Annotated in this window: 12 protein-coding genes and 2 pseudogenes; 9 read left to right on the top strand and 5 right to left on the bottom strand. The window is 65.9% G+C overall.

Annotated elements, in window-relative coordinates; translation table 11 throughout:
* Window positions 1–59 precede the first annotated feature (59 nt).
* Window positions 60–458 (top strand): hypothetical protein, encoded by a 399-nt coding sequence (locus tag QCD75_RS20890; RefSeq protein ID WP_301231412.1) that lies wholly within the window; start codon window positions 60–62, stop codon window positions 456–458.
* Window positions 459–958: 500 nt separating this feature from the next.
* Here the strand turns inward: QCD75_RS20890 and QCD75_RS20885 are convergent.
* Window positions 959–1,442 (bottom strand): annotated as a pseudogene (locus QCD75_RS20885) (serine hydrolase domain-containing protein); the annotation flags it as partial.
* 327 nt (window positions 1,443–1,769) lie between these two features.
* Between QCD75_RS20885 and QCD75_RS20880 the strand changes: the two are divergent.
* Complete coding sequence (locus QCD75_RS20880; protein ID WP_301231411.1) at window positions 1,770–3,044, top strand: MFS transporter; 1,275 nt, start codon at window positions 1,770–1,772, stop codon at window positions 3,042–3,044.
* A gap of 272 nt (window positions 3,045–3,316) precedes the next feature.
* The gene (locus tag QCD75_RS20875) at window positions 3,317–3,697 is read left to right on the top strand and encodes a VOC family protein (RefSeq protein WP_301231410.1); all 381 of its coding nucleotides are present in this window, start codon (window positions 3,317–3,319) and stop codon (window positions 3,695–3,697) included.
* Between the two features lie 173 nt (window positions 3,698–3,870).
* Here QCD75_RS20875 and QCD75_RS20870 read toward each other — a convergent pair whose 3' ends face one another.
* A complete protein-coding gene (locus tag QCD75_RS20870; protein WP_301231409.1) occupies window positions 3,871–4,083 on the bottom strand; it encodes a hypothetical protein in 213 nt (70 codons plus the stop codon).
* Complete coding sequence (locus QCD75_RS20865) at window positions 4,077–4,934, bottom strand: sodium:calcium antiporter (RefSeq protein ID WP_301231407.1); 858 nt, start codon at window positions 4,932–4,934, stop codon at window positions 4,077–4,079. The genes QCD75_RS20870 and QCD75_RS20865 overlap by 7 nt, the downstream gene beginning before the upstream one ends.
* A 329-nt stretch (window positions 4,935–5,263) precedes the next feature.
* Between QCD75_RS20865 and QCD75_RS20860 the strand changes: the two genes are divergently transcribed.
* Window positions 5,264–5,902 (top strand): GAF and ANTAR domain-containing protein, encoded by a 639-nt coding sequence (locus tag QCD75_RS20860; RefSeq protein WP_301231406.1) that lies wholly within the window; start codon window positions 5,264–5,266, stop codon window positions 5,900–5,902.
* The gene (locus QCD75_RS20855) at window positions 5,899–6,678 is read left to right on the top strand and encodes an alpha/beta fold hydrolase (protein ID WP_301231405.1); all 780 of its coding nucleotides are present in this window, start codon (window positions 5,899–5,901) and stop codon (window positions 6,676–6,678) included. The genes QCD75_RS20860 and QCD75_RS20855 overlap by 4 nt, the downstream gene beginning before the upstream one ends.
* A gap of 358 nt (window positions 6,679–7,036) precedes the next feature.
* Here the strand turns inward: QCD75_RS20855 and QCD75_RS20850 are convergent, their stop codons facing one another.
* Window positions 7,037–7,753, bottom strand: coding sequence for an MFS transporter (locus QCD75_RS20850; protein WP_301231404.1), 717 nt, complete (start codon window positions 7,751–7,753; stop codon window positions 7,037–7,039).
* 200 nt (window positions 7,754–7,953) lie between these two features.
* Here QCD75_RS20850 and QCD75_RS20845 point away from each other — a divergent pair, with 200 nt between their 5' ends.
* On the top strand, window positions 7,954–8,256 hold the full coding sequence (locus QCD75_RS20845) for a hypothetical protein (RefSeq protein ID WP_301231403.1): 303 nt from the start codon (window positions 7,954–7,956) through the stop codon (window positions 8,254–8,256).
* Between the two features lie 65 nt (window positions 8,257–8,321).
* Here QCD75_RS20845 and QCD75_RS20840 read toward each other — a convergent pair.
* Window positions 8,322–8,679, bottom strand: a pseudogene (locus tag QCD75_RS20840) (EamA family transporter); the annotation flags it as partial.
* Between the two features lie 111 nt (window positions 8,680–8,790).
* Between QCD75_RS20840 and QCD75_RS20835 the strand changes: the two are divergent.
* The 3 genes from QCD75_RS20835 to QCD75_RS20825 all read left to right on the top strand — a co-directional run.
* Window positions 8,791–10,266: a protein adenylyltransferase SelO gene (locus QCD75_RS20835; protein ID WP_301231402.1), complete on the top strand. Its 1,476-nt coding sequence runs from the start codon at window positions 8,791–8,793 to the stop codon at window positions 10,264–10,266.
* A gap of 184 nt (window positions 10,267–10,450) precedes the next feature.
* Window positions 10,451–11,581, top strand: a complete 1,131-nt coding sequence (locus QCD75_RS20830) for an acyltransferase family protein (protein ID WP_301231401.1) — start codon at window positions 10,451–10,453, stop codon at window positions 11,579–11,581.
* Window positions 11,582–11,864: 283 nt separating this feature from the next.
* The coding region (locus QCD75_RS20825) for an MBL fold metallo-hydrolase (RefSeq protein WP_301231399.1) at window positions 11,865–12,558 on the top strand (694 nt) is incomplete at its 3' end.

Here is a 12,558-nt window from a genome sequence, read left to right as displayed (position 1 = left end):
ACGGCTTGGCGCGGATCCGGGCGTGGGGCGGGTCAGCCGGCCCCACGCTTCATGCCAGGATGTGCGCCGCCGTCACGGCCGGTTCCTGCCTCTTCCACCTGTGGCTGGTGGCGGAGAACCAGCACACGCTGTGGCTGAACGCGGTGATGGTTGCCATGGTGGCCGTGTGCCTCCCGTGCACCGTGCACATCTGGCGGCACCTGCGCATCGGAGCCCTGCAACGGGTTATGCTCAGCGCCCTGGCCATGGCGGTCCTGCATGCCTTCCTGTTCCTGGGAGCCGGGCCCGCCGGCCACCACCACGCATCAGGGGCCGGGGCCGGGGCGGGAGGCCACGCCGCGGCCCTGTCCCTGGGGGTCATCGGGCTGGAAATTACGACGGCGCTGCTCGCCGCGACATTGGTTGCACGGCTGCGGAACCGGGGCCGGCGTGCCTCCGCTGCTTTGGCGGCGGCGTAGCGCGGCCGGGAAGGTGGCGCCGGCGCCGCAGCGGAGCGGGGTTTGCCTGGTTCACCAACCATGAGATGGGGGCTAACGGGACCGCCCAGGACCATGTGGCGGATGCCAGGAGCGCGAAGAGCGGTTCGAAGTCGTACCTGCTGGTGCCGTTGCTCATGGCGAGGATGCCGAGGCCGAGGTCGGGGTAGAGCCGCATGACGTTCCAGAATCCGCGCCGGCGCCGAAATGCTCCACCCAATGGCCCTGGGTCTGTGTCGGCCCGCGGAACCAGCCGGTTCCGTGGTCGAACGGCTTACCCGGCTGGTCAATGGTGCGCATGCGGCGGGCGGACTGGGGGGAGAGGATCCGGGTTTCGTCGAGGGACAGGTACGGGCCGTGACGGTCCCCGGCAATCCCTGCCGGCAGTAGCCCGCGCCACAGGGGTCCATGATCCGGGGCGACTTGAGGTAGCCGGTCGCCTTGTCCGCGCCTTCTTGATAGCGGAATCCGGTGTGTTCCATGCCGAGGGGTTGCAGGATGGCCTGGTGGACGTAGGCCTCGAACGGCATCCCGGCAGCAGCGGTGATGACCTCTGCGGCCGCCAGGTAGCCGACGTTGGAGCACCGGGCGCTGCGTCCGGCCGGATGGCGGTAGGCGCGTCGCCTGCCCGCCAGACGGCGGAGCAAGGCCTCGGGGTCCGGCGGCTCCGCGTCGGCGGGGTGCACCCAGCGAATGGGCAGCGGGTTGCCGAAACCGGCGGTGTGGTTGAGTAATTGGCCCACTGTCGGCGGCGGCGTCCGGGGTACCGGCAGGAAACTGACGTACTCGCTGACCGGGGCATCCGGATCGAGGGCCCTCGTCTACGAGCCGGACCGCAGCCGTCGCGGTGACGATCTTGGACATGGAGAACCAAAGATACGAGGTCGAGGCGGTCGCAGGCGTGCTGGCTGCACGGTCGGCCAGACCGTACCCGGCGGCCAGGAGCGGCCGCTCGCGATTTACCACCGCCACGGAGGCCAGGGATGCCGCCCCGGCTCATCATTGTGGTGACGGCCGCCGCCACGCCGCGCGGTGATCTGCCGGCCTCGATGCCTTCGCCCGGCTGGCCCGGGCCGGCGTCTTCACTCCCCATGGCGCTCCGCCGCCTCGGCCCCAATGTCGGAACTAGAGCGCTCCGACCCCGGCGCAAATCTACGCCTTTCCAGGATTCCTCTCCAGAGCAGGTTGTTGCCGGCCTGGCGCATGCTGTCTGTCCCGTTCTCTGGCGCGTGCCGCCGAAGCAGACGAGAATAGGCTCGTGGCAGCCCTCGCCGTGGCGGGGACGGCAACCCGATGAACGCCGCCGCCCGAAAGATCCAGCGCATCTATCTCACGCTGACGCTGGGCAATACCCTTGCGGCCTCCTTCATCTGGGGGATCAACACCCTCTTCCTGCTCGACGCCGGACTCAGTAACCTTGAGGCTTTTGCCGCGAACGCGTTCTTTACGGCCGGGATGGTGCTGTTTGAGGTGCCCACCGGAGTAGTCGCCGACGGTTGGGGGCGCCGCGTCTCCTTCCTGCTCGGCACCGCGACACTGGCCATATCCACGTATTTGTATTACCTGCTGTGGCAGCTTTCTGCGCCGTTCTGGTTGTGGGCGGCAGTGTCTGTTCTGCTCGGTCTGGGCTTCACCTTCTTCTCCGGGGCGGTGGAAGCCTGGCTCGTCGACGCGTTGCGCTTCTCCGGGTACGAAGGCGGCCTGGAGGCGGTGCTCGGGCGCGGGGTGATGGTATCGGGTATTGCAATGCTCTTAGGCTCGGTGGCTGGCGGCGTCATCGCGCAGGCCACCAATCTCGGTGTGCCGTTTCTGATTCGCGTGGGCGTCTTGTTGGCCATGTTCATCGTGGCCCTGCGGCTGATGCACGACGTCGGTTTCACGCCCGAACGCTCGGGCCGTCCGCTGCAGGCGACCCGGGCCGTTCTTGCCGCCTCGGTGGAGAACGGTTTGAAGAACCCTCCGGTACGCTACGTGATGCTGGCCGCTCCGTTCAGCGCCGGCGTCGGAATCTATGTGTTTTACGCCCTGCAGCCGTACCTGCTTGCGCTCTACGGCGACCCGCGGGCGTACTCCGTGGCCGGGCTGGCGGCGGCCATCGTGGCAGGGGCGGAGGTGGTCGGGGGGTGGCTGGCGCCCCGGATCCGGCGACTGGTCCGCAAACGCACGACTGTGTTGATCCTGAGTGTCGGGATCAGCGCGATGAACCTGCTTGTGCTCGGCTTCACCCGGTTGTTCTGGGTGGCCCTGGTTCTCCTGGCACTGTGGGCCCTCGTTGACGCAACAGGGATCCCAGTGCGGCAGTCCTACCTGAACGACATGATCGCCTCGAAGCAACGGGCAACGGTGCTCAGCTTCGACTCGCTCATGGGCTCAAGCGGGGGCGTGGTGGTGCAGCCGCTGCTCGGCCGGGCAGCCGATGTCTCCGGCTACGCTGCCTCACTGGCGATTGGGGGCGTTATCCAGCTGATCGCGGTGCCCTTCCTGCTGGCTAGCCGCCGGCAGCACCATCCGGCCGATCAGGCCAACGCCTCCACCGGGGCTGCGGATGCGGAATCCCGGCCGTCATAGGCACGGATTTCAGCGCGAAACAGCGGGCTCCGCGCGGTATTGACTCTCACGCCCCCAAGCCTACGATGGTGCGCATCAGCACCTTCGAGGTGGGAATTCGTGGTGTTCACCACCTGGGTGCTGGTAGGTTGACGGCCCGGGACGGGAGGCCCGGGCTTTGGCAGGGCGACGCCGGAAGCACCCAGGTTGCCGGCGGGCGTCTTTGCCCAGTGGATGGCGGCTGGGGGCTTCCAGGAACCTGAACACCGCTGATCAAGAGGGAGATACTAGTCATGCTGAAAGATCTCGAAATCATCGCCGTCCTCCCCGCAAAGGACATCGCCCGGGCCAGTACCTTCTACCGCGACGTGCTGGGACTTGAGCCCGCGGACGCCATGGACGAGGAGAACCTGATGTACCGCTGCGGTAAGGGGACTGCTTTCCTGCTGTACAAGACGGACAATGCGGGCACAGCGAAAAACACCCAGATGGGCTGGGGAACAGACAACCTGGAAGCCGAAGTGGAGGAGCTGCGCGGCCGCGGCGTCGTGTTCGAGGAGTACGACTTCCCGGGTCTGAAGACGGAGAACGGTATCGCCACGACCCCGGTTGGCAAGGCAGCGTGGTTCCTGGACAGTGAGGGCAACATCCTCAATCTCTTCCAGAGCCGGTAGCGCCGGTGCGGTGCAAGGCGCCGTCCCTGCATCATTGGGGGACTCTGCAGGGACGGCGTACTCCCCACGCTACCTTTGGCCGGCGGCGGGGCAGCCGGAGCAAGTGAAGTCTTAACGTTTTCCTAGCGCCGGGCCCGCCCATTCGTGGGTGACTTTGCCATGTCTGCCGGAAGTTACGCCGGTGCGGCAACGGCAAACAGTCCGGCGACACCCAACAGGTAGAGAACAAGGACTACGAGTGAGTCCAGGCCCATGCCCAGAATCTTGCGTTTTGGCCGGAAGATCAGCCCGAGCATGTAGACGAGCGTCAGAAGGATTGCGACAGCAGTGAGGTAGATGTCGGTGGCGTGCGCCTGCGGCAGAACGGGTTTGCCCGATATCAGCACAGCTGCGAGGAAAGCACGGGAAGAAAGGCGTTGCCGCCGAAAATGTCGCTGAAGGCCAGCTTGTAGTCGCCTTGTTTCACCGACGTCAGGCCGGTGGATATCTCCGGCAGGGCTGTTGCCAACGCGAGGAAGGTCGCGCCAAAAAGGACGCCGGAGAGCCCGATATGTCCTGCGATGGCATCACCGCTGCGTTCCAGTGCCACGCCCGCGCCGAGGGTCGCGGCTGCCGCGACCAGGAAGACCAGTATTGACCTGCCCGTGCGGGGTGACTTCTTGCCGCCTGGCCTGGGCGTCTTGCTATGCCCTTTAGGCTGGGCCTGGCTGTCAGGAGCGTGGCCCTGATCGTGCCAGGGGAGGGACTTCTGGGACCGTTGCACCAGGAAGAGGCCCAGTACCCAGATCAGCACGATCAGCACCGATGCGGGGGTGAGCCGGAACAGGACCAGGCCCGGCGGCATCTGGCTCCCCGCGACAACGACGCCGAGCACACCCACCACGGTGATGGCCTCGATAACCAGGGAAAGGGACCCGGCCCGGAAACTGAGAGGTTGGGTGCCCTTGTTCCCCAAGACATCCAGGACAACGAGGACTACGGTCTGGATGGCGATGCCGCCGAGGATATTGCCGACCGCTACTCCGACGTTGCCGGCCGAAGCGGCACTGAATGTGATGGCAATTTCCGGCAGGTTTGTCGCGATTGCCAAAAGAACCAGCCCGCCAATAGCGGAGCCAAGATGAAAGCGTGCATCAATCACATCTGTTTGTCTGGACAACTGGATTCCTGCCACCCAGACCACTGCCGCAGCAGCGGCGAAAATTAGCGCCAGGAGCCCCATCGGGAGAGATTCCACAACCATTCCTTTCCCTCGTGAGGTTCGGGGTCGCATCCGTGTGAGCTGCCGTAGGGATTTCGGACAGTCGCCCACCTGAAGAGTTCCTACAAGAAGTAGAGTTCGGCATGGCCCCATCACGCAAGCCACAAAAGCTATATATGTGGCGCCCGAACCGGACTGCCCCGGGCTCTGGACGGGAGCATCGCTGCGAAGGGGTTTTTCCGTGGCGCTACTGGCAGCGGCAGTGGACGGATGTGTGTGCGCTCATAAGTGCGGGGTTTGGGCTCTTCTGGTTTGGGGAACGGCGGCGTAGTGTCTGCCGCAGGGGCCGGCCGGGAGGGAACGGAATGGAGCTGGATGAGGTTCGGCTGCGGGGCGTGGTCGCCGAGGAGCTTCAGGATCTGGTGCTCGATAGTGCGGACGTTGAAGAGTTCCTCTATGAACTGTCCCGCTACGCCGCTGAGGCGCTGTCCCGGGAGGGTCGGCCCGTTCTGTGTGGGGTCACCGTGACGAGGCGGAAGAAACCTGCGGCGACGGCTGCGAGCGATCCCAAGGCGTTCGCGATGGATGAGGTCCAGAACGCAGTCGGAGACGGGCCATGCCTGGCAGCCATGCGGGAGCTGAAAACGATCTATGTTCGGGATCTGGCCCGGGACACCGAGTGGCCGGCGTTCTCACAGGCCGCCGCCAGCCGCGGATACCAGTCGATTCTGGGAGTTCCAGTCGAGTTAGAGGACCAGACACGGGCGGCGTTGAACCTCTATGCCGAGGACCCGTGCGCGTTTACTGTCGAGGACATTACGCAGGCTGAAAAACTCGCCCACCAGGCATCGAAAGCCCTGCGCCTCGCCCTCACAATTGGCCGTCTCCGCGACGCCCGCAACGACTTGGCCGCCGCGATGGAATCCCGCACGGTCATCGACATGGCCATGGGGGCGATCATGGTACAAAACCGGTGCTCACCCGAGCAGGCGTCCCGCAAATGATTGAAATCCAGAGCTCCGCCGACGGAACAAAAATCGCCTTCGAACGGACAGGTGAAGGGCCAGCACTGATCATCATCGGCGGTGCACTGAACAGCCGACGTTCGGCCGACATGCTGGTGGCTCGGCTGGCCCCGCACTTCACGGTCTACGCGTACGACCGTCGCGGGCGGGGCGAGAGCTCCGACACGCTTCCCTACAGCCCCGGCCGTGAAGTAGAGGATTTGAAGGCGCTGATCGCTGCGGCAGGCGACTCGGCCTACGCTTACGGCCACTCCTCGGGTGCCATCCTGACTCTCGAAGCAGCGGCTGCCGGAGCGGCCATCTCCAAACTGGCGGTCTACGAACCGCCATATCTGACCGGTCATGCCTCCGAGGAGCCCTGGGAGAATTTCAGGGACCGGGTCCAGGCGGCACTGAACGAGGGCGACCGGGAAGGCGCCGTGGAACTGTTCATCCGCCATACGGGCTCTGACTTCGATGAAGGCATCAAGACAATGCCGTGGTGGCCCGCGCTCCTCAGCGTCGCCCATACCCTGCCGTATGACCTCACCCTGACAAGCGACGGAACCGTCCCGGAGAGACTGTCGAACATTCAGGTCCCCGCGCTCGGAATCTACGGTGGTGCGAGCCCGTCCTGGGCCGGGACTGCCATCAATGCCGTCGCCGCAGCCGTTCCTGGCATGAAAAAAGTACAGCTGGAAGGCCAAAACCACGGAGTCTCCGACAAGGCTGTCGCACCGGTGCTGATCGAATTCTTCAACAGCGCTCCGGCTTAGGCTGTCATCCGGCATAGAGGCCCAGAGCAATGAGCAGCCCGATCACGGCCGGCCAGCGGTGTTTGGCATCGTTTTTCAGGTTGCAGTGTCAGACATCCGCCGAGTCTAGGCAAAGCAGCGGAGCATCTGGGCGCTCTCTGAGGGGCAGGCAGCCTTTTCGGCGCTTGAGGTCGGGGCGATGAGGAAAGCCTCCGCGCGAGTCCAGGACTCAAGCGCGGAGGCTCCGGCTCTCCAAGCTGGGGGGACTGGAGAGCCGGTCTCAGTCTACTAGCAGGCACGCCGTTGTGACATTTCCACGTATCACGTCCCGCTTGGGGGCTCTTCCGGGCGGAACGCGGGCTCTCCGACAAGGGCTAAGTCATCCGGGCCCGTCGCCTGGGGGCTCGACGCCGGAGGGCTCGACGCCGGCGGGGTGCGCAGCGACCGGCCGGTGATTCGCCGCGCCGCCGGGCTCCGCGGGAAGCCGCCCGGTCATAAACAGTGTCGCGATCACCAGCAACGCCGTCAGGGCCAGCGCCGTCCGCAGGGCCTCCAAGCGGGAGGCGGAGTTGACGGACATGATGGCATCCGCCGTCGCCTGGTCCACTCCCGCACTGTCCAGCGCGCCCTGAAGCTGGGTATCGGAAATGAACGAAACGCCGCCGGCCAGCTGGACCTTAGCCTGCTCCTGAACGGTGGCGGGAACGGCGGGATTGTCCTGGATGCCCGCAGCGAATGAAGCGCCCAGGGTGGCAATGAGTACCGAGCCGATCAGGGCAGTCCCCAGGGAGGCCCCGAGGTTGGCCGTAGTTAACGAGCCGGCTGCATAGATGACCAGGCCGAGGGCGAACGCCCGGCGGCGGCCCGGGATGGTCCCCACCTTCCCGCCAGTAATCATCAGCGACGCCATGACCAGGGTGTAGAGGGTGATGGCCGTCTGGATGCCGGTGATCGTCGTCCCCAGGTCGGCGGCCACCGTGGCCATCGAAACGTTCATCACCGAACTGTCGAGGGTCATCAGGAACTGGCTGCCGCCCAGCACCGCCAGGACCAGCCCGGAGGCAGTCCGTGCCGTTGCCGGTGCCCTGGTACTCATGGTTGCGGCCATTTGAGCGTGCCGGAAGTCCTTGCGCGCATGGAAGTCATGGTCCGCGCACGGGGATGGACTGTCACGAATGGTTCGTGTGCGGGCCCCGACGATCAGCGCGCCGGGATGCCGCCCGTGCCCGGCATCTTACTTTGGGGAGCCTTTCGGGCCTACAGTTGGGCTTCTAGAACCGTCGACAGGAGTGCCCCATGATTACCCTGCAGATCGAACATCGCGTCCGGGACTTCGGCATGTGGAGGAAGGCTTTCGACAGCGACCCACTGGACCGCGCAGCGTCGGGGGTGCGCTCCTACCGGATTTCGCGTCCGATCGACCAGGAGGACTACGTGATGCTGGAAATGGATTTCGATACGCAGGAGGCCGCCGTGGACTTCCTGGGCCGGCTGCAGAACGACACATGGAAAACCGGCGTGACGGCGCCGGCGATTGTCGGTGAGCCGTCGACCAGGATCATCGAGACGGTGTCCATCGAAATGGTGGACGCCCGGTAGGTGCTTGGCCAACCGTCCCCGAAGGCGGCCGGGCTCATTGCGGCCGGTTCGTCGGTGGGGGCGCCGAGCCGTGTGCGGACGGCAAAACCGGCGCAGAGAATGACGGCCACACCGCCGACGATGGTGGTCCAGGCCAGCTGCTCGCCGAGCAGGAGCCCGGCCCAGCAGATGCTCAGGACAGGCTGGATGAGTTGCACCTGGCCGACCTGCGTTATCGGGCCGACGGCCAGCCCGTGGTACCAGGCGAGCAAACCGAGAAACATGCTGACGACGCCGAGGTAGGCAAGGCGGCCCACTGCAGGGCCGTGCCCGAGGACGGCTGGTGGGAGATGGAGAGGGCCGTCAGCAACACCATCAGGGGAGAAGCGGGAACGAGGGCCAGGAGACTGTCTGCCAGGCGCCGAGTTCTCGCGCGAGCAGCCCCCTTCGGCGTAAAGGCTCGCGCCTCCTCGGCCAGGCGCTGGAACGCAACAAGGCTGACAAGCGGCGATATCACCGCAGGAAGGCGATACCACCGCAGGATAATCTGGACGTATGACTTCCGCAGCGCACTCCACCGTCAGCCTGGACGGCCGCCTCGACGCCCGCTTCGCCATGGAGCTGGAGGAAATGGCCATTCCCTGGCAGGCGGAGCCGGCCCCGGACCCGCGCCTTCTCGTGCTCAACGAGCCCCTGGCCACCAGGCTGGGCCTCGACCCCGACTACCTGCGGGGGCCTGACGGCCTACTCCTGCTGACCGGGAATCTGGTCCCCAGCGGCGCCACTCCTGTGGCCCAGGCATATGCCGGCCACCAGTTCGGCTCGTTGTCCCCCCGCCTCGGCGACGGGCGCGCGCTCCTGCTCGGTGAGATCACGGACGCGGAGGGCCACCTCCACGATGTCCACCTCAAGGGCTCCGGGCGCACACCGTTCGCCCGCGGGGGTGACGGCCTGGCCGTGGTCGGTCCGATGCTGCGGGAGTACATCGTGAGCGAAGCGATGCACGCCATGGGCATTCCCACCACACGTTCCCTGGCCGTGGTGGCGACGGGGCGCCCGGTTCTCCGCAACACCATGCTCCCCGGAGCGGTTCTCGCACGGGTCGCAAGCAGCCATCTGCGCGTGGGCAGCTTCCAGTACGCCCGGGCCACAGGCGACGCCAGCCTCCTGCGCCGCCTCGCCGATCACGCGATCAGCCGCCACTACCCCGGCGCCGCCGAGGCCAGGAACCCCTATCTCGCGCTGTTCCAGGCAGTGATAGGCGCACAGGCATCGCTGCTGGCCCAGTGGATGCTCGTGGGATTCGTTCACGGAGTCATGAACACCGACAACATGACAATCTCGGGCGAGACCATCGACTACGGACCCTGCGCCTTCCTTGACGCCTTCGACCCGGCCACGGTCTACAGCTCAATCGACGACACCGGACGCTACGCATACGGCAACCAGCCGGTCATGGCGGAATGGAATCTCACGAGGCTTGCCGAGTCCCTCCTGCCGCTCTTCCACGACGAGCAGGAGCAGGCGATCGCCCTCGCGCAGGAGGCCCTCGCCGGCTTCCGCCGGCAGTACAGCGCCGCCTGGTCTGCCGGCATGCGGACCAAACTCGGCCTGCCCGACCACCTCGACGAGGAGGTGACCTCTCCGCTGGTGGACGAATTGCTCGGCCTGCTCCAGGCCGGACAAGCTGACCACACCTCATTCTTCCGGAGCCTCGGTGCGGCCGCCCGCGGCAACCCTGACGCTGCCCGGAGCATGCTCACTGATCCGGCAGCGTTCGACGCGTGGGCCCGGCGATGGAGCGCCCTGGCACCCGACGCCGACACAATGGACCGGGTTAACCCGGTGTACATACCCCGCAACCACCTGGTCGAGGAGGCGCTCGCCGCCGCCACGGCCGGCGAGCTGGACCCGCTCCAGGGACTCCTGGACGCGGTGGGCAGCCCGTACGAGGAGCGCCCCGGACTGGAGCGGTATGCTTCCGCCGCGCCGGAAGACTTCGGTGCGTACCGGACGTTCTGCGGAACCTGAGGCCCGGCCGCCAGGCGGGCGGACCATCGGCCCGCTCCAGGATCAGGCTTCGTCCAGCCTCGTCAGGGACACTTGAAGGGGGCGCAGGACCGGCTCCCGCCATTCCGCCCATCAGGCAGTGGTTGTTTTTTGCCCTGATTAGACCGAACTCTGAGACCGGCCCCGTAGAGGCTCTGGAGGTTATGTGGCGTTGCTAGCAAGCGGAACGGTCTCGACGGCCGCCCCGCAAACAACCGCACGCCCGAGGCTGGACGGGCTCGATGTTCTTCGCGGCGCCGCCGTTGGTGCCGTGCTGCTGGGCCACTCCTGGCCCGCGATATTCCAGGGTGCGGGCATCGTCGGTGTCATTGTCTTTTTCGTGCTGAGCGGATACCTGATTACGGGCGTGCTGCTCAGGGACGTCGAACAGCACCGCAAGATCCGCTACGGCCGTTTTTACGCGCACCGCGCTTTCCGCCTGCTGCCGGCCCTCACCCTGTTCCTTGGTGTGTACGCCGTCGTTGAACTGACGGCCGACGTCCTGGGGGACCGGACCAAGGGACTCATCGGCTATACCCTTCTCGCCGGGTTCGGATACCTTAAAGACCTGCCGCTGCCCTTCGACGTCAGCCTGGCCATCGGACCGCTCTGGACGCTGGCGGTGGAAGAACAGTTCTATCTGGTCTGGCCGGCGCTGTTGGTGCTCGCCCTGCGGAAAAACCGCCAGGGGCGGCTGGTTGGCTGCTCTGCCGCCGTCGTCCTTTTCCTCATGACGGCGAGTGTCCTGGCGATGCTGGACTTCGCTCCGCACCTCCACTCCCTGGTCTACGCGTTGCCCACGACATGGGGCCTCGGCCTGATCGTCGGGTCGGCGCTGCGCCTCTACCGGGTCCACGTCTTCGGCCTGTTCGCCGGCCGCCGGCTCAGGCTGGTGGCACTGCTGGCGTCTTCCCTTCTCCTGGCTGGGCTGGGCTTCTTCCCCAAGGCCAACGAAACACCGTTCTTCTTCTTCGTCGGTGGCCCGCTGGCCATGGCGGCCGCGGCCGTCCTCGTGGTCCTGGCCGCTTCCCGAACCCGCGGGATGCTTCAGTGGACGCGCCCGGTACAGGTGCTCGGCACCGTTTCCTACGCCGTTTACCTCTGGAACTATCCCGTCATTCTCTGGCTCAATGGCGGGTCGACAGCCGACCTGCCCCCGCTGGTGGCGTGGTCGGCCATCCTGGCGACCCTCCTGGTGGCAGTCATCAGCTGGCACACCGTCGAACGACTGGGTCGCATCGCGCGTGACAGCTTCGACAAACACCAGTCCGCCCAGCGGCCGGCCGCGGTCAGTTAGCGCCAGCCGGTGCCCCTGCCGCCGCCTCAGCCTCGGTTGAGAAAGGGTCTTCCAGATCCGTGGTGGTCGCGCCTGAGTCATTCCGGTATCCCGCTGCTCCTGCCTTCCAGAGCGGTGGTTGCTGTACTCGAAAATATACCCTGCGGGGTATTATAACCACGGCCCGGATTTGTGCCATCCGCCGCGGCTGCGGGCGTCGGCGGTGTTGCAAGATACCCCCTAGGGTATTATTGTTGGTAGTAAGCCAACGGGGTCATCCCCACATCTTTACGAAGGAGAGCACATGCTTCTGGAACGCATCTACGATGAGGACCTCGCCCAGGCCAGCTACCTGATCGGCTGCCAGGCCAAGGGTGAAGCACTCGTTGTTGACCCCCGCCGCGACATCGCGGTCTACCAGGCACTGGCGGCAAAGAACGGCATGAAGATCGTGGCCGTCACCGAGACCCACATCCACGCCGATTACCTTTCCGGCACCCGCGAACTGGCGGCCGCTACCGGCGCGAAGATCTATGTCTCGGGCGAGGGTGGACCGGACTGGCAGTACGGCTTCCAAGGCGAGCGGCTGTTCGATGGCGACAAGATCACGCTGGGCAACATCAGCATCCAGGCGCTGCACACCCCCGGCCACACCCCGGAGCACCTGTCCTTCCTGGTGACCGACGGGGCGTTCAGTGACCACCCCGGCTACCTGCTCTCCGGTGACTTTGTGTTCTCCGGGGACCTGGGCCGGCCGGACCTGCTGGATGAGGCTGCCGGCGGGGTGGACACCCGTTTCGGCGGTGCCAAGCAGCTCTTCGCCAGCCTTAGGGACAAGTTCCTGACCCTGCCCGACTATGTCCAGGTCCACCCGGCCCACGGCGCCGGCAGCGCCTGCGGCAAGGCCCTGGGCGCGATCCCTTCCTCCACGGTCGGCTACGAACGGCTCTACGCCTGGTGGGCCCCGTACCTGGCCGCCAACGATGAGCAGGGCTTCG

Source organism: Arthrobacter sp. PsM3 (genome assembly GCF_030433895.1).
In the GTDB taxonomy this organism is placed as follows: domain Bacteria; phylum Actinomycetota; class Actinomycetes; order Actinomycetales; family Micrococcaceae; genus Arthrobacter.
The sequence above is the reverse complement of the archived record's forward strand: the minus strand, read 5'-3'. Positions and strand labels throughout refer to the sequence as shown.